Origin of the sequence: Janthinobacterium sp. 75 (assembly GCF_004365495.1) — a bacterium.
In the GTDB taxonomy this organism is placed as follows: domain Bacteria; phylum Pseudomonadota; class Gammaproteobacteria; order Burkholderiales; family Burkholderiaceae_D; genus Janthinobacterium.
Genome location: NZ_SORD01000001.1, coordinates 644783 through 661275, shown reverse-complemented (window position 1 = coordinate 661275; position 16493 = coordinate 644783). Strand labels below are relative to the sequence as shown.

The following is a 16493-nucleotide window of genomic DNA, read 5'->3' as shown; positions in this document are numbered from 1 at the left end:
TAAGCCGGCTTGGTCGGATTTATGTCACAAGGACGTTACACTAAGGGACGGCCTGCACTGATGGGCCCGGAGACGACACTATTATTAGAATCATTGACTCAATATCGAGAATCGATGGCAAATCGCGAAACATTAGGATTGATCAAGGGCGCACGTGCCGGCGATGTGGCGTGCCAGCTGGCGTTGGGACGGGTGTATCTGTTCGGACAGGGTGTGCCGCAGAGCTTGCCGACAGCCTTGCACTGGCTGGCGCGGGCAGCCCAGGAGAATAGCCAGGAAGCATGCTTGCTGATCGGTACGCACGTGCCGTTCGAAGTGGCGCAACCGGCAGCCAGGACACTGATTCCGTATTACGCGCAGGCGTTCGATGCGGGCCTGGTGCAGGCGGGCCTGGTGCTGGCGCAACTGGTGCTGGGCAACAACGCCAGCAGTTGCGAAACCTTGCGCGCCAAGGCGCGCGTGGCGCTGGACGCCGCCGTGCGTGCCGGCTTGCCCGATGCGCAATGGTTGTTATCCATGCAAGAAGGATCGTCCGCAGCCTCCATGCCGGATAGCGGCGTCGCTGGCGAGCAAGCCCTCGACGGCGACGCGCCCCTGTACGCCTGGCTGGAGCAGGCCTGGAGCCAGGGCAACCATGCCGGCTTCCTGACGCAAGGCTTGCCGCAGGCGCGCGAGCTGTTACAGCGCCAGGCCGCAGCCGGGGCGCGCACGATCGCGCTGGACACGCAGCAGGTGCTGTTGTTGTCGCGTTGTGCCCAGGCACTGGCCCCAGGCGGCGATGTCGAGGGTTGGCAATGTTGCGAGCTGGCCGCGCATGGCGGCGACCGCACGGCGCAGCTGGAGCTGGGACTCGGCTATGCGCGCATGGATGCGCATGGCCGGCGGCTGGCCACGCGCAGCGGCGCGGCCAATTTCAAGCGGGCCGTGCGCTGGCTGACGCAGGCTGGCGAGCAGGGCCTGGCCGAAGCCTGGTTCGTGCTGTCGCGCATCTATACAAAGCCGGAATTTTCCCAGCGCAATGTGGTCGAAGCCCATTCCTGCCTGGAGCGTGCCGCCGACCTGGGACATGGCCCGGCCCAGCTCGAGTGCGGCATGCATGCCTGGCGCAATCGCCGCGATAGTGTCAACAACGATGTGCGTGCCGCCTATTGGCTGCTGCAGGCGCAGGCGCAAGGCAGCAGTGAAGCCGAGGCGGCGCTGGCGAAGATCGCGCCACGCGGCGAGCCCGGCGACTGGGGCCAGTGCGCCGCCCTGCACGCCGATGGACAACTGCGCCAGCTGGGTCAGAGCCACCCTTTGCTGGCGGCGCGGCTGGAGCTGGCGCGCCGCTTTCACCTGTCGCGTGCCGAGGCGCTGCTGCTCGATCTCCATGCGGCCGACCAGGGGCATTGCCTGCTGATCGATATCAGCGCCACGCATGGACGCGGCAAGCGGCGCCTGGCATTGATCCGCACGGCGCAGGAGCGCCAGCTGGTCGACCAGGTAGTACGCCTGTTCGAACGCGTCGATTGCGGCGTGACGGGGCCGGAAGGCAATTACCGGCAACGCCTGTACCGCCTGAAGTGTTACTTGGCCGAGCTGGGTGTCACGCAGGAACAGCAGTTCCTGGCGGCCTGACTTTTACTCCTGATTGTTCGCTGTTTACAGCTCGATTACAGCTCGATCGTGCCTTCGAACACGGTCACGGCCGGGCCCGTCATCAGGACGGGCTGGCCGGGGCCTTGCCAGGCGATCGACAGTTCGCCACCGCGCGCGCTGATGCGCACGGGCGAGTCGAGCAGGCCGCGCATGATGCCGGCCACGGCGGCGGCGCAGGCGCCGGTGCCGCAAGCGAGCGTTTCGCCCGCGCCCCGTTCATACACGCGCAGTTTCACGTGATGGCGGTCGATGACCTGCAGGTAGCCTGCGTTGACTCTGCGGGGAAAGCGCGGATGGTGCTCGATGCGCGGGCCAGATTGCTCCAGATCCTGCGCGTCGACATCGTCGACCACTTGCACGGCATGCGGGTTGCCCATCGACACGACAGATACCAGCACGGGGGTACTGTGGCCCGGCAGCGCCAGGTCCAGCGGCCACAAGGTGTCGTTACCCTCGGCCACGCCATCGAGGCCGCCAGCATCGAACGGCACCAGTTTTGGCTCCAGCACGGGCGCGCCCATGTCGACCGTGATGCTGCCATCGAGCTCCAGGCGCGGCGCAATGATGCCGGCCATGGTTTCCACGCGGATGCTGGTCTTGCTTGACAGGCCTTTTTCGCTGACGAACTTGACGAAGGCGCGCGCGCCGTTGCCGCATTGTTCGACTTCGCCGCCATCGTTGTTATAGATGCGATAGCGGAAGTCGCAGCCGGGCAGGCGCGGCTTTTCCACCACGAGGATCTGGTCGGCGCCGATGCCGAAACGGCGGTCGGCCAGGCGTTGCCACTGGGCCGGCGTGAAGTCGATATCTTGATTGATGGCATCGATGACGATGAAGTCATTGCCGGCGCCATGCATCTTGGTAAATTGGAGTTTCATGTTTTGCCGTATCACTTGTGCTGGTTATAGAACGACGCTTCGCCTTCGGGACGCGTCTTGAAGCGTTTATGCGTCCAGAAGTACTCGGCCGGCGCTTCGCGCACGCGCTCTTCGATAAATGCGTTCATGCGGCGCGTGGCGGCCGTGATGTCGTCGCCCGGATAATCGTCCCAGGCCGGGTAATAGGTCACTTTCCAGCCCTGGTAATTGGGCAAGAAGGTGGCGATGACGGGAATCACCTGCGCCTTGGCGGCCAGCGCCAGGCGCGCCGTAGCCGTCAGGGTGGCGGCGGGGACGCCGAAGAAGGGCACGAATTCCGCATCCTTTTCACCGAAATCCATGTCCGGCAGCATGAAATACGGCAAGCCGTCGCGCAGCGCGCGCAGAATCGTCTTGATGCCGTCCTGGCGCGTAAACAACTTGGGCGGCTTGAAGCGCGAACGGCCGTTGCGCAAGGCCTGGTCGAAGGCGGCGTTCTTTTGCTGCACATACATGGACGAGGCCGAAATTTCCATGGCCGTGGCGGCACCGGCCACGTCGAGGCAGACGAAGTGCGGGCACAGCAAGATGGTGGGCTTGGCCGCGATCTGCTGGCCCGGGAAGGCGGGCACTTTTTTGATCAGGCGATTCAGGCGTTCTTCCGACGACCACCACAGGATGCTGCGCTCCCACACGCTGCGTGAATACGCCTGGAAATGCTGGCGCGCCAGCGCCACGCGCTGCTGTTCCGTCAACTCCGGCATGCACAGGCGCAAATTCGTCAGGGCGATGGCGCGCCGCGTGGGCATGGCGATGAACAGCACGCTGCCGACGGCCACGCCGAAGCGGCCCAGGATGGGCAGGGGCAGCCAGTGCAGCAGCCACATGAAAGCGATCAGCAGTCTCATGGCTGCTCCTTGGCCGCATCGGGGCTGGCCGGCGTGGGCGGCGCCGCGCCGCGCGGCACCTTGTAGCGGTTGTAGCTCCACAGGTATTGCGCGGGACTACGCGCGATCAACTGTTCCATCGCCGCGTTGATGGTGCGCGCCTGCTCTGCCGAGGTGCTGGCTAGCGACTCGGTGAAGGGTACGAAATGCACGATGTAGCCGCGCCCGCCGGGCAGGCGCTCGGCGTAGGTGATGATGACTTCGGCGCCGCCCATTTGCGCCAGCTTGGCCGGCAGGGTCATGGTGTAGGCGGGGCGGCCGAAGAAATCGGCCCACACGCCTTCGCCCTCTTGCGGCACCTGATCGGGCAGCAAGCCGATGGGCTGGCCTTTTTTCAGGCATTTGGCAAAGATGCGCACGCCCGACATGTTGGCCGGCGCCAGCATCAGGTTTTCGCGCGCGCGGGCCCCTTCGATCAGCGGCTTCAGCGCGGCGCGCTTGGGCGGGCGGTACATCACGGTGAGCGGTGTGCGCAGGGCGATTTGCTGGGCGACGATTTCAAAGCAGCCCAGGTGCGGCGTCAGGAAGACGATGCCGCGGCCATGCTGCAGCGCTTTTTCCACCAGTTCCCAGTTTTCCACCGTCGCATGGCGCGCCACGCGTTCGGCTGGGGCGCACCAGATGAAAGGCAGTTCCAGCACGCTCTTGCCCGCTTCGGCCACGGCCGTGTGCAAGTGTTGCGAAAACCCCGCACCCTGCATATTCTCGCGCATGCGGCGCCGGTAAGACGGGGATATGGCGTAAATCACCCAGCCGAGTACAGCGCCAAGGCCATGCAGGACGGGCAGGGGAAAGATGGATAAAAAGCGGAAAATTGGGACTAACATGAATAAGCTGTTTCCAGGAATGGCGTGTTGCCGTGCCAAAATTTTTTAAGAAGCGTAAAATACCACGTATGCAGTAACCGCTGAGTTAATAGACAACTTGCGAAGCGGAATATAAATATCGCTAAAGCGTCGCAGGCAAAATCCTCTTTACTGCGACAGAACATTCACATAGTAATCAGGAGCTTGCAATGTCAAACGACTATCTCTTCACTTCCGAATCCGTCTCGGAAGGCCATCCCGACAAGGTTGCCGATCAAATTTCCGACGCCATCCTTGACGCCATCCTGACCCAGGATCCGACCGCCCGCGTGGCTGCCGAAACCTTGTGCAACACGGGTCTGGTGGTACTGGCTGGCGAGATTACCACTCACGCCAATGTGGATTATATTCAAGTTGCGCGCGAAACCATCAAACGTATCGGCTACGACAACACGGAATACGGCATCGACTACAAGGGTTGCGCCGTGCTGGTGGCCTACGACAAGCAGTCGCCCGACATCGCGCAAGGCGTCGATGAAGGTGCGGGGATTGACCTGGATCAAGGCGCTGGCGATCAGGGCCTGATGTTCGGCTACGCCTGCGATGAAACGGCCGAGCTGATGCCTGCCGCCATCCATTACGCGCACCGCCTGGTCGAGCGCCAGTCGCAACTGCGCAAGGATGGCCGTCTGCCATGGCTGCGTCCGGATGCAAAATCGCAAGTGACCCTGCGCTACGTCGATGGCCGTCCCGTCGGCGTGCACACGGTCGTGCTGTCGACCCAGCATGCGCCGGAAATCTCGCACAAGCAGATCGAAGAAGCGGTCATCGAAGAAATCATCAAGCCCATCCTGCCGCGCGAATGGCTGACGGAGACCAAATTCCTCGTCAACCCGACGGGCCGTTTCGTCATCGGCGGTCCGCAAGGCGATTGCGGCTTGACCGGGCGCAAGATCATCGTCGATACCTACGGTGGCGCAGCCCCGCACGGCGGCGGCGCGTTCTCGGGCAAGGATCCGTCGAAAGTCGACCGTTCGGCAGCCTACGCCGCTCGCTACGTGGCGAAAAACATCGTCGCGGCAGGTCTGGCGCGTCAATGCCAGGTGCAGGTCAGCTACGCCATCGGCGTGGCCAAGCCGATCAACATCACCGTCTACACGGAAGGCACGGGCGTGATTCCCGACGCGGAAATCGCCAAGCTGGTGCTGGCGCACTTCGACCTGCGTCCAAAAGGCATCGTGCAAATGCTGGACCTGCTGCGTCCGATCTACCAGAAGAGCGCCGCTTACGGCCACTTCGGCCGCGAAGAGCCGGAATTCACGTGGGAGCGCACCGACAAGGTCGCCCTGCTGCGCGACGCTGCCGGTCTGAAGTAATCTAGTCCGCTTGCAAGAAAAGCGCCCCGGCCAGCAGGCCGCGGGCGCTTTTTTTATGGGTGCGCATGGGACGGCGCGTACCGAACGGCGCGGTCATGGGGATACACTACAATTCATTGCAAATAAAACAATTAGGGAATTTCATGATCTTGTTGCGCCCACGCTCGCTGCTTGTTGTTCTGCTGGCTACATTGAGCCTGTCCGTTGTCGCGGCGGCGCCGGCTACGCTGACGGTGGGGCAATGGCTGGACAAGGCAGAAGGGGGCGATGGCCATGCCGTGCTGACCCTGGCGGCGGCCGGCAAATTTGTTTTCCCCGATGGTACGCTGGCGACGCCGGTCCAGATCCGGCCCGAGCTCACCGAGTTGATGGAGCAAATGTCGGTACGCCAGGCCTTGCATGTGCTCACCATTTATGCGGACAGTGGTTTTCTCGCCACGGATCCCGATGCCTGGCGCTCGAATATCAAGCCCGATCCCGTGATCACTTGCAAATGGGCCATGCGCGCCGCGAATTACCCGACCGACGGCAGCAAGGCCGATAAAGACATGGTGCCCATCCTGCGCGACCTGGCCGATGAAATGGCGCGGCGCCTGGATGCTGACGCGCGCGCCAGCTGTCTCAGCCAGGGCAAGAACTGGCCGCGCAAACCCTAGGGTGCCAGCGCGCGCCGCGGACCTGACAAGCGGCCGGCCCGCTTGACTAATGGTTGCCGCCGGCGCATGGCCAATGTTATGATGCAGGGTCCGAGGAGCGTTGCGACGAAGAAATTCGCCAGGCTCGGAATATCCTGCAACTGCGCTCACGTACCTTTTTCAACTGAAAGGAGGGCGTGATGAACGCCGTACTCAAATCGCAACACGACTACACCATCGCCGATATCACTCTGGCCGCATGGGGCGACAAAGAAATCAAGATTGCTGAAACGGAAATGCCTGGCCTGATGGCCATCCGCGAAGAATTCGCGGCAGCGCAGCCCCTGAAAGGCGCGCGCATCACCGGTTCCATCCACATGACCATCCAGACCGCCGTGCTGATCCAGACTCTGGAAGCACTGGGCGCGCAAGTGCGTTGGGCATCGTGCAACATTTACTCGACGCAAGATCACGCTGCCGCCGCCATCGCTGCCGCCGGCACGCCTGTCTTCGCCATCAAGGGCGAGTCGCTGGACGACTACTGGGAATACACGCACCGCATCTTCGAATGGCCGAGCGTGGATGGCAAGGCTGTCTACTCGAACATGATCCTCGACGATGGCGGCGACGCTACCCTGCTGCTGCACCTTGGCGTGCGCGCGGAAGCCGATCTGTCGGTGCTGGCGAATCCGGGTTCGGAAGAAGAAATCTGCATGTTCAACTCGATCAAGAAACACTTGGTGACCGACCCGACCTGGTACTCGAAGCGTCTGCCGGAAATCCTGGGCGTGACGGAAGAAACCACCACCGGCGTGCACCGTTTGTATCAGATGCACAAGGAAGGCAAGCTGGCTTTCCCTGCGATCAACGTCAACGATTCCGTCACGAAGTCGAAATTCGACAACCTGTACGGCTGCCGCGAGTCCCTGGTCGACGGCATCAAGCGCGCCACCGACGTGATGATCGCCGGTAAAGTGGCCGTCATCGCCGGTTACGGTGACGTGGGTAAAGGTTCGGCACAAGCCATGCGCGCCCTGTCGGCGCAAGTGTGGGTGACGGAAGTCGACCCGATCTGCGCACTGCAGGCGGCGATGGAAGGCTACCGCGTGGTGACCATGGATTACGCCTGCGAACACGGCGACATCTTCGTTACCTGCACGGGCAACTACCATATCCTCACGCACGACCACCTGACGCGCATGAAAGACCAGGCCATCGTCTGCAACATTGGTCACTTTGACAATGAAATCGACGTTGCTTCGTTGAAGCAATACGAGTGGGAAAACATCAAGCCGCAAGTCGACCACATCATCTTCCCGTCGGGCCGCCGCATCATCCTGCTGGCCGAAGGCCGCCTGGTCAACCTCGGTTGCGGCACGGGCCACCCGTCGTACGTGATGAGCTCGTCGTTCGCCAACCAGACGATCGCCCAGATCGAGCTGTACGCGAACACGGCCAATTACCCGGTCGGCGTGTACACCCTGCCAAAACACCTGGACGAAAAAGTCGCCCGTTTGCAACTCAAAAAGTTGAACGCGCAGCTGACGGAACTGACGCAAGAGCAAGCCGACTACATCGGCGTGCGCACGGAAGGTCCATACAAACCCGAACATTACCGTTATTAATCGGTAGTCCGGGGCTGTAACTCACCCTCTGAGGGCCGGCGCCTGCCGCCGGCCTGACCCTACTTTTGACAGGCTAGAGAAATGCGCTTGCTACTGATTTGGTTTATCAATGCGGCAGCCCTGTTTGCCGTTCCTTACCTGATGCACTCGGTGACGATGAGCAGCGGCTGGACCGCGCTGCTGGCCGCTGCCGTGCTGGGGCTGGTCAATGCGCTGATCCGCCCATTGCTGATCTTGCTGACCCTGCCCGTGACATTCTTGTCGCTGGGCCTGTTCATCCTGATCATCAACGGCTTCCTGTTCTGGCTGGTGGCGCAGGTGATAGATGGTTTCCATGTCGCCAGTTTCTGGTCTGCCGTGGGCGGTGCCATTCTGTACAGCATCATTTCCTGGGCCTTGTCGACCTTACTTTTGAGTAATGACGATGGAAAAGCATAATTTCAGTATTGAGTTTTTCCCGCCAAAAACCCCGGAAGGGGCGGAAAAGCTGCGCGCCACGCGTATCAAGTTATCTGAATTGCATCCGAAGTATTTCTCGGTGACGTTTGGCGCCGGTGGCACCACGCAGCAGGGTACCCTGGACACCGTGCGCGAGATCCTGGCGGCCGGCGAACAAGCCGCGCCCCATCTGTCTTGCGTCGGCGGGTCGCGCGAATCGATCCGCGCCGTGCTGGCCGACTTCAAGGCGGCCGGCGTGAGCCGTATCGTGGCTTTGCGGGGCGACTTGCCCAGCGGCTATGGCGCTTCGGGCGAGTTCCGCTACGCCAACGAGCTGGTGGAATTCATCCGCGCCGAGACGGGCGACCATTTCCATATCGAAGTGGCCGCCTATCCGGAAGTGCACCCGCAAGCCCGTTCGCCGCAGGACGACTTGAACGCGTTCGCGCGCAAGGTGCAGGCGGGCGCCGATGCGGCCATCACCCAGTACTTTTACAATGCCGATGCGTATTTCCAGTTTGTCGAGCAGACACAGAAGATGGGGATCAACGTGCCTATCGTGGCCGGCATCATGCCGATCACGAATTACACGCAGCTGATGCGCTTTTCGGACATGTGCGGTGCGGAAATTCCACGCTGGGTGCGTCTGAAGCTGGCCAGCTTTGGCGATGACAGCGCGTCCATCAAGGCTTTTGGCCTGGACGTGGTGACGGGCTTGTGCGAGCGTTTGCTGGAAGGCGGCGCGCCAGGCTTGCATTTCTATAGCATGAACCAGGCGGCGCCCACTACCGCCCTGTGGCAGCGCCTGGTCAAGTAATTCCTCGGGGTTATAGCGCCTAACAGAACCGTAGCGAGCGGATGCGAGTTGTGGCTGAGAAGCGGAACTGTGCTATAGCACAGTGAGCATCGGAGGCCGCAAATCGCGACGCGCAGTAGGTTATGTTAGGTGCTATCAGAACAGATCGCCCTCGGTCATTATGTGATCGAGGGCGATGTCGTATTCGCCACTTGCGAAGTGTGCCGCCAGGCAGGCATAGGCGATCCCCAGGGTGCGCGGACGGGGCGCTTGCGCCAGGGTACGGTCGTAATAGCCGCCGCCATAGCCGAGGCGAAAACGTTCCAAACTAAAACCCAGGCAGGGCACCAGCAGGGTGGTGGGCGCCGGGCGCAGGCGTAATTGGGCGGGCACGGCCACGCCCATGCCATCTTTCACCATCGCTTCGCCGGGCCTCCAGTTGCTGAATGCCAGCGGTGCATGCTTTTCCAGCACCACCGGCAGGCATAATTTCACGCCGCGCGCGTCCAGCTGCGCATACGCGCCATGCAGGTCCGGCTCGCCATGCAGGGGCCAGTACACGCCCAGTTCTGTAATATTTTCCTGCGCGCACCAGTCGAGCAGACGCCGGGCGATGGCAGCGTCCCACCCTGCGCGCGTGGTCTCGGGCAGGGCGCGGCGGGCCGCCAGCAGGGCCTTGCGCAAGCCGGCTTTGTCCTGTGGAGCAATGGGTGGCCGTGCAGCCGGATCGCATGTTATTCTAGGGTCGCTATTCATATCACCATCAAGTTAAGATTGAGAGTCGTACATTGATTTCCCCACTGAAATGGATTGCCGGCACGATGCTGTGTGTTGCATCGGCCTTGTCTCCCCTGGCCGCCCTGGCCCAGGTGCCAGCCACCGTCTCTCCTGCCGCACCGGACACGCGCAGCGAGGACGATGCCTTCCTGCTGCTGCGCGACGCCGCGCGCAAGGATGACGCCGAAAAAGCCGACTTTTATGCGGGTCGCCTGACGAATTACCAGATTCCATCGTATGTTGACTATTATCGGCTGAAACCGCGCATCAAACTGCTGACCGAGGCGCAATTTCGCGATTACCTGAACCGCTACAAGGGCAGTGCCATCGCCGACCGTTTCCGCAACGACTGGCTGCTGGAGCTGGGCCGCAAGCGTGATTGGGTCGTGTTTGACGAGCAATACCCGCAATTCGCCCTCGATGACGACACCCAGCTCAAGTGCTATGCGCTGATGTCGCGCGCCGCCAAGGGGCAGAACGTGGCGCCCGAGGCGCGCAACCTGCTCGTGTCGCCGCCCGGCTATGGCGAAGCGTGCGGCAGCCTGATCGCCATGTTGGCGCAAAATGGTCAATTCGACACGAATGACCTATGGGCGCAGATTCGCCTGGCGGGCCAGACGAATGCCACTGGCCCGGCGCGCCGCATCGCGCTGCTGCTGGGTGCGTCCGACGCGAAGATGGCGCAAGCCATCGATTTACCGGCGCTGATGCTGGCCAAGGGACCGGGACCCAGCCGCGCCGACCATGAAATGTACCTGGTGGCCGTCGGCCGCATGGCGAAAAGCACCCTGAAACTGGGCGTGGTGGCGCTGCAAAAAGCCAGTGGGCAGCTGACGCCGCAGGAGCAGGCCATCGGCTGGGCCAACCTGGCCTTGCAGGCATCGTATTCGCTGGCGCCGGAAGCGTTTGAATATTGGCAAAAATCCAATGGCGCACCATTGACCCTGGAACAGATGCAGTGGAAAACGCGCATAGCCCTGCGCGAAGGCAGCTGGCCCGTGGTGAAGTCGTCCATCCAGGCCATGCCCGCCTCCCTGCGCACGGACCCCACCTGGGTCTACTGGCTGGCGCGCGCACAGCAGGCGGAAACCCCGGGCCGCCCGAATACCCAGGCCGATACCCTGTACCGCACGATTGCCGACCAGTCGAATTTCTATGGCTTGCTGGCCAACGAAGAACTGGGCAACCATTTGGTCTTGCCGCCGCCGGGCCAGCCCGTCACGCCGATGGAAATCGCCGCCATGGCCGCCAATCCGGGCTTGCAGCGGGCGCTGAAATTTTTCAACATGCGCTTGCGCTTTGAAGGCACGCGCGAGTGGAACTGGGAATTGCGTTCGATGACGGATCGCCAGCATCTGGCGGCCGCGGAATTTGCGCGCCAGAACAATGTGCTCGACCGCATGGTCAATACCTCGGACCGCACGCGCCTGGAAGTCGATTACACGCAGCGCTACCCGACGCCGCACGACGACGTCATGCATCCGGCCACGCAAACCCTGGGCCTGGATAAAGCCTGGGTGTATGGCTTGATTCGCCAGGAATCGCGCTTCATCATGGATGCGCAGTCGCATGTGGGCGCGTCCGGCCTGATGCAGGTGATGCCGTCGACGGCCCGCTATGTCGCCAAGAAGATCGGCCTGACCGATTTCGTCACGGAAACATTGAGCGATGTGCGCACCAACGTCTTGCTGGGCACGAATTACCTGAACATGGTGCTCGGTGGCCTCGATGGTTCGCAAGTGCTGGCCAGCGCCGCCTACAACGCGGGACCGGGGCGCTTGCGCATCTGGCGCGCCACCATGACGCGTCCGCTGGAAGGGGCCGTCTTCGCCGAAACGATTCCGTACACGGAAACGCGCGGCTACGTGAAAAACGTGATGGCCAACGCCACCTATTACGCGGCCCTGTTCGAGAAGCGCCCGCAATCGCTGAAAGCACGCCTGGGTACCGTGGGGCCGAAAAACAGCGCCATCGCGGCCGATTTGCCTTGAACCATACCTTTGATACCCGACCATGCAAACGACTATCCTTGACCCCAGCCTGACGCAAACCCTGGCCGCCGCGCGCGAACCGGGCCTGACCCTCATCATCGGCAACAAGAATTACTCATCGTGGTCGATGCGCCCGTGGGTGGCCATGACAGCCTTCGGCATCCCGTTCCAGGAAGTGCGCGTGCTGCTCGACCAAAGCGACACGGCCACTAAAATCGCCGAATATTCGGCCTGCGGCCGGGTGCCCGTGCTGCTGGCGGGAGAAATAACCATCTGGGACAGCCTGGCCATTTGCGAATACCTGGCCGAGCAGTTTCCTGACAAACACATGTGGCCGCAAGACGTGGCCGCGCGCGCCATGGCGCGTTGTGTCTGCGCGGAAATGCATTCCGGCTTTGCCGGCTTGCGTACGGATATGTCGATGAATATCAAGGCCAAGTTGCCGGGCCGGGGCCGCACGGCTGCCGCGCAGGCGGACATAGGCCGCATCAGCGAAATCTGGGAAGAGTGTTTGTCGCGCTTTGGCCACCACCAGTTCCTGTTTGGTGAGTTTTCCATCGCCGATGCGTATTTTGCCCCCGTCGTCATGCGTTTCCGCACCTATGGCGTGAGCCTGGCGCCGGCCCTGAACGCGTATTGCGAGCGCGTGCAGGCGCACCCGGCCGTGGCGCGCTGGATCACGGAAGCGCTGGCGGAGACGGAAGTGGCTGCCAAGCACGACGCGGAATTACCTGATTAAGAAAAGAGTGTTATGAAGATTTACACGGTCGGTGGTGCGGTGCGCGACCAACTGCTGGGCTTGCCCGTGAAAGACCATGATCACGTCGTCGTGGGCGCGACGCCCGACGACATGCTGCGCCAGGGCTTCCGGCCTGTCGGCAAGGATTTCCCCGTGTTTTTGCATCCGAAGACGCAGGAAGAATACGCGCTGGCCCGCACGGAACGCAAGACGGCACCCGGCTACCGGGGCTTTGTCTTCCACACGGCGCCCGACGTCACGCTGGAAGAAGACCTGGTGCGGCGCGATCTCACCATCAACGCCATCGCCCGGGCCGAAGATGGCAGCCTGACCGACCCGTTCGGCGGCATCGAGGATATTCGCAACAAAATCTTCCGCCACGTCTCCGATGCGTTCGGCGAAGACCCCGTGCGCATCTTGCGCCTGGCCCGCTTTGCCGCACGTTTTGACGCTTTCACCGTGGCACCGGCCACCATGGCCCTGATGCGGCGAATGGTGGCGGATGGCGAAGTCGATGCCCTGGTGGCCGAGCGCGTCTGGCAGGAAGTGGCCAAGGGGCTGATGGAAAGCCATCCTTCGCGCATGCTGACGGTGTTGCACGAGTGCGGCGCGCTGGCGCGCATCATGGGGGAAATTCAGCTCAGCGAACGCTTGCTGCAGGTCATCGACCATGCCGCTGCGCAAGGTCATGAATTGCCCGTGCGCTTCGCCGCCTTGATGCTGCATGTGAGTAAGGATGCCATCGAGCAACTGAGCGAGCGCCTGCGCGTGCCCAACGAGTGCCGCGAGCTGGCTGTCATGGCGGCGCGCGAGCTGGACAATATCAACGGCGCGCTGAACTTGACCGCCGAAGCCGTGGTGAGCATGTGCGAACGCTGCGATGGCTTGCGCAAGCCGCAGCGCTTTGCGCAGATGCTGCAGGCCGTGGCGTGCGATGGGCTGGTCGCGGGCGACTTTGCGCCGGCGGCACGGCTGCAGGGCGGGCTGGACGCGGCGCGCGCCGTGAATGCGGGCGCTTTGGCGCAGGGCTGCGTGGAGCCGAAACGCATCCCCGAAGTCATCCATGCGGCGCGGGTGGCGGCCGTGCAAGCATTCCTGGCTCAGGCTTGAATGGTGGGAATAGGCTACAATGGCGACATAATGTTGCACTGCACAATATCGGCCTGACGTGCCGCAGCACCGCCCCAGGAGTCGTCGTGACCTTACCCAAGTTATTTCAAAATCCGTTTCGCCGCTGGCTCAGTCGTAGCGGCGGCGGGCGTCCGACCGTACTGGTCAAGCAGTTGCATGAGCGCGACCGGCGCCGCATGATGAAGCATTTCCTGTCGCTCGAAAAAAGCGATCGTTTGCTGCGCTTCGGCAGCGCCTTGCCCGATGAACTGGTGGCGCAGTACGTGCAGAAGATGGATTTCTCGCGTGACATGATTTATGGCGTCTACAACAGCCTGTTCAAGCTGGTGGGCGTGGGCCATCTGGCGTTCGCGCCGAAGGACAAGTCGCCGGCGAAAAGTGTCGTGACGGACAAGGAGCAGGTGGCCGAGTTTGGCGTGTCCGTGTCGAAATCCATGCGCGGCATGGGCGTGGGCTCGAAACTGTTCGAACGGGCGGCGATTCACTGCCGCAATAACGATGTCGATACCCTGTACATGCATTGTTTGTCGTCAAACAAGACGATGATGCATATCGCCAAGAAGGCAGGCATGGAAATCCAGCGCGACTATGGCGAAGCTGATGCTTATTTGAAACTATTGCCGCCGAACCCGACCAGCATGCTGCAGGAAGCCGTGCAGGAGCAGTTTGCCATGTTCGACTACACGTTCAAGGCGAACGCGCGCGCCGCATTCAAACTGTGGGATCGCTTGCCAGGACGCAAGAAGAAGCCCGAGCCACCGTCACCGCCGTCACAGTAAGGGCAGGGCCGTCGTATCCTTGATGCGCTGCAAGGCAAAGCTCGATTTCACGTCCAGCACGGCCGGGTGGCGCAGCAATGTCGCCATCATGAAGCGCGAAAAGTGCTCCATGTCTTCCACGTGCACGCGCAGCAGATAATCCATTTCCCCCGTCATCGCATAGCAAGCCACGACTTCGGGCCAATGCGCGACGGCCACGGCGAAGTCGGCGCGCGGCGAGGTATTCGTCACCAGGTTGGGCGCCAGTACCCTTGCCGTGCTGTGGGCGGTGGCGTCGCTGTGCTTTTCCAGTCGCACATTCACATAGGCCAGCAAGCCCAGGCCGATCTTTTCCGGGTCCAGCAGGGCCACGTACTGGCGGATGACGCCCGCTTCTTCCAGCCGTTTGACGCGGCGCAAGCATGGCGACGGCGACAGGCTGACCTGTTCGGCCACGTCCTGATTGGACAGGCGGCCATCGGCCTGCAGGACGGCAAGGATCTTGCGGTCCGTTTTATCCAGCGTAATTTTGCTCATGCTTCCTCCGGTGGTTCTCGTTTCACGCAATATTATTGCGCAAATCATGATTGTTCGGGAGATCTTTGGCATTTAATGCCCGTGACCCACGCCTATACTGTGCGCTACTTCTTGGAGGAGACATCATGCAATTTCAGCCTTGGGATAACCCGATGGGTACCGATGGTTTCGAGTTCGTCGAGTATGCAGCACCAGACCCAAAAGCATTGGGCAAGCTGTTCGAGAACATGGGCTTCACGGCCATCGCGCGCCACCGCCACAAGGATGTGACCCTGTACCGTCAGGGTGACATCAATTTCATCATCAATGCCGAACAAGATTCGTTCGCGCAGCGTTTTGCCCGCCACCACGGCCCATCCGTGTGCGCCATCGCCATCCGCGTCGACGACGCGGCCTTTGTGTACCGCCGCGCGCTGGAACTGGGCGCCTGGGGTTTCGACAATAAAACGGGCCCGATGGAGCTCAATATCCCTGCCATCAAGGGCGTGGGCGATTCCCTGCTGTACTTCGTCGACCGCTGGCGCGGCAAGGGTGCCGACAAGGAAGGCGCTGCCGCGCCGGGCGGCATCGGCGACATCAGCATCTATGACGTCGATTTCGTCGCCATTCCCGGCGCTGTCGCCAACCCCGTCGGCCATGGCCTGACGTATATCGACCACCTGACGCACAATGTGCACCGTGGCCGCATGAAGGAATGGGCGAGCTTCTACGAAAGCCTGTTCAACTTCCGCGAAGTGCGCTATTTCGACATCGAAGGCAAGCTGACGGGCCTCAAGTCGAAGGCCATGACTTCGCCCTGCGGCAAGATCCGCATCCCGATCAACGAATCGTCGGACGACAAGTCGCAGATCGCCGAATACCTGGACCAGTACCATGGCGAAGGCATCCAGCACATCGCCCTGGGCACGGACAATATCTACTCTTCCGTGCAAGGCATGCGCGATACAGGTATCGATTTCCAGGACACGATTGAAACTTACTATGAACTGGTCAACCGCCGCCTGCCGAACCACGGCGAGCAGCTGGAAGAACTGCGCCGCCTGCGCATCCTGATCGATGGCCACAGCACGGAAACGGAACGCGAACTGCTGCTGCAGATTTTTACGCAGACGGTGATCGGTCCGATCTTCTTCGAGATCATCCAGCGCAAGGGCGACCAGGGCTTCGGCGAGGGCAATTTCCGCGCCCTGTTCGAGTCGATCGAGCTGGACCAGATCAAGCGAGGCGTGCTGAAAGATACGAATGCGGCGTAATGTTGCTTTGTAGCAAGTAGTAGTAAAAATAGTAGCAAAAAGGCAGCGACGCGGGAGTGCAGTGCAGCAAAGAACTGCGCGCATTCCTGTGGTAGTCTACGACAAACAAGTCATTTTTCCGCACCGGCATTGCTCACAAAGCGCGGCCGGTACGTGTGAGTTCAACCGACTTTGCACGCGTAGCACAGA

At 61.7% G+C, this 16493-nt stretch carries 16 protein-coding genes and 1 riboswitch; of the genes, 11 read left to right on the top strand and 5 right to left on the bottom strand.

Annotated elements, in window-relative coordinates; all coding sequences use genetic code 11:
- Positions 1-114 precede the first annotated feature (114 nt).
- Positions 115-1617, top strand: a complete 1503-nt coding sequence (locus C8C89_RS03050; protein WP_133988851.1) for an SEL1-like repeat protein — start codon at positions 115-117, stop codon at positions 1615-1617.
- 35 nt (positions 1618-1652) lie between these two features.
- On the opposite strand, the gene dapF is transcribed toward C8C89_RS03050, so the two are convergent.
- From dapF to C8C89_RS03035, 3 genes are read right to left on the bottom strand one after another with little or no spacing between them, the layout of a single operon-like run.
- Positions 1653-2516: a diaminopimelate epimerase gene (gene dapF, locus C8C89_RS03045; RefSeq protein WP_133988850.1), complete on the bottom strand. Its 864-nt coding sequence runs from the start codon at positions 2514-2516 to the stop codon at positions 1653-1655.
- Between the two features lie 11 nt (positions 2517-2527).
- Complete coding sequence (locus C8C89_RS03040) at positions 2528-3403, bottom strand: lipid A biosynthesis acyltransferase (RefSeq protein ID WP_101483528.1); 876 nt, start codon at positions 3401-3403, stop codon at positions 2528-2530.
- Positions 3400-4269 (bottom strand): lysophospholipid acyltransferase family protein, encoded by an 870-nt coding sequence (locus C8C89_RS03035; protein WP_101483529.1) that lies wholly within the window; start codon positions 4267-4269, stop codon positions 3400-3402. Before C8C89_RS03035 ends, C8C89_RS03040 begins: the two co-directional genes overlap by 4 nt.
- 188 nt (positions 4270-4457) lie before the next feature.
- Here C8C89_RS03035 and metK point away from each other — a divergent pair, with 188 nt between their 5' ends.
- The 5 genes from metK (at position 4458) to metF (ending at position 9139) form a co-directional block, all read left to right on the top strand.
- Complete coding sequence (gene metK, locus C8C89_RS03030; RefSeq protein ID WP_101483530.1) at positions 4458-5624, top strand: methionine adenosyltransferase; 1167 nt, start codon at positions 4458-4460, stop codon at positions 5622-5624.
- Positions 5625-5767: 143 nt separating this feature from the next.
- Positions 5768-6280: a hypothetical protein gene (locus C8C89_RS03025; protein WP_133988849.1), complete on the top strand. Its 513-nt coding sequence runs from the start codon at positions 5768-5770 to the stop codon at positions 6278-6280.
- 86 nt (positions 6281-6366) lie between these two features.
- Positions 6367-6435, top strand: a riboswitch (S-adenosyl-L-homocysteine riboswitch).
- Positions 6436-6459: 24 nt separating this feature from the next.
- Positions 6460-7884 carry an adenosylhomocysteinase gene (gene ahcY, locus C8C89_RS03020; RefSeq protein ID WP_133988848.1) on the top strand — a complete coding sequence of 475 codons (1425 nt, stop codon included), beginning with the start codon at positions 6460-6462 and terminating at the stop codon, positions 7882-7884.
- An 81-nt stretch (positions 7885-7965) separates the two neighbouring features.
- Positions 7966-8322 (top strand): phage holin family protein, encoded by a 357-nt coding sequence (locus C8C89_RS03015; RefSeq protein ID WP_034783534.1) that lies wholly within the window; start codon positions 7966-7968, stop codon positions 8320-8322.
- Entirely contained in the window at positions 8309-9139 is an 831-nt protein-coding gene (metF, locus tag C8C89_RS03010) for a methylenetetrahydrofolate reductase [NAD(P)H] (protein WP_131687971.1), read from the top strand. The genes C8C89_RS03015 and metF overlap by 14 nt, the downstream gene beginning before the upstream one ends.
- Before the next feature lie 135 nt (positions 9140-9274).
- Here the strand turns inward: metF and C8C89_RS03005 are convergent, their stop codons facing one another.
- Positions 9275-9802 (bottom strand): 5-formyltetrahydrofolate cyclo-ligase, encoded by a 528-nt coding sequence (locus C8C89_RS03005; RefSeq protein ID WP_133988847.1) that lies wholly within the window; start codon positions 9800-9802, stop codon positions 9275-9277.
- Positions 9803-9939: 137 nt separating this feature from the next.
- Between C8C89_RS03005 and C8C89_RS03000 the strand changes: the two genes are divergently transcribed.
- The 4 genes from C8C89_RS03000 (at position 9940) to C8C89_RS02985 (ending at position 14535) form a co-directional block, all read left to right on the top strand.
- A complete protein-coding gene (locus C8C89_RS03000) occupies positions 9940-11886 on the top strand; it encodes a lytic transglycosylase domain-containing protein (RefSeq protein WP_243858236.1) in 1947 nt (648 codons plus the stop codon).
- A gap of 22 nt (positions 11887-11908) precedes the next feature.
- Positions 11909-12625: a glutathione S-transferase family protein gene (locus C8C89_RS02995; RefSeq protein ID WP_101483536.1), complete on the top strand. Its 717-nt coding sequence runs from the start codon at positions 11909-11911 to the stop codon at positions 12623-12625.
- 12 nt (positions 12626-12637) lie between these two features.
- Positions 12638-13735, top strand: a complete 1098-nt coding sequence (locus C8C89_RS02990; RefSeq protein ID WP_101483537.1) for a multifunctional CCA tRNA nucleotidyl transferase/2'3'-cyclic phosphodiesterase/2'nucleotidase/phosphatase — start codon at positions 12638-12640, stop codon at positions 13733-13735.
- An 86-nt stretch (positions 13736-13821) separates the two neighbouring features.
- Positions 13822-14535, top strand: a complete 714-nt coding sequence (locus C8C89_RS02985; RefSeq protein WP_133988845.1) for a GNAT family N-acetyltransferase — start codon at positions 13822-13824, stop codon at positions 14533-14535.
- Here the strand turns inward: C8C89_RS02985 and C8C89_RS02980 are convergent.
- Positions 14527-15051, bottom strand: a complete 525-nt coding sequence (locus C8C89_RS02980; RefSeq protein ID WP_070220829.1) for an Lrp/AsnC family transcriptional regulator — start codon at positions 15049-15051, stop codon at positions 14527-14529. The genes C8C89_RS02985 and C8C89_RS02980 overlap by 9 nt on opposite strands.
- Positions 15052-15176: 125 nt before the next feature.
- Between C8C89_RS02980 and hppD the strand changes: the two genes are divergently transcribed.
- On the top strand, positions 15177-16304 hold the full coding sequence (gene hppD / locus C8C89_RS02975; protein ID WP_101483539.1) for a 4-hydroxyphenylpyruvate dioxygenase: 1128 nt from the start codon (positions 15177-15179) through the stop codon (positions 16302-16304).
- Positions 16305-16493: the final 189 nt, after the last annotated feature.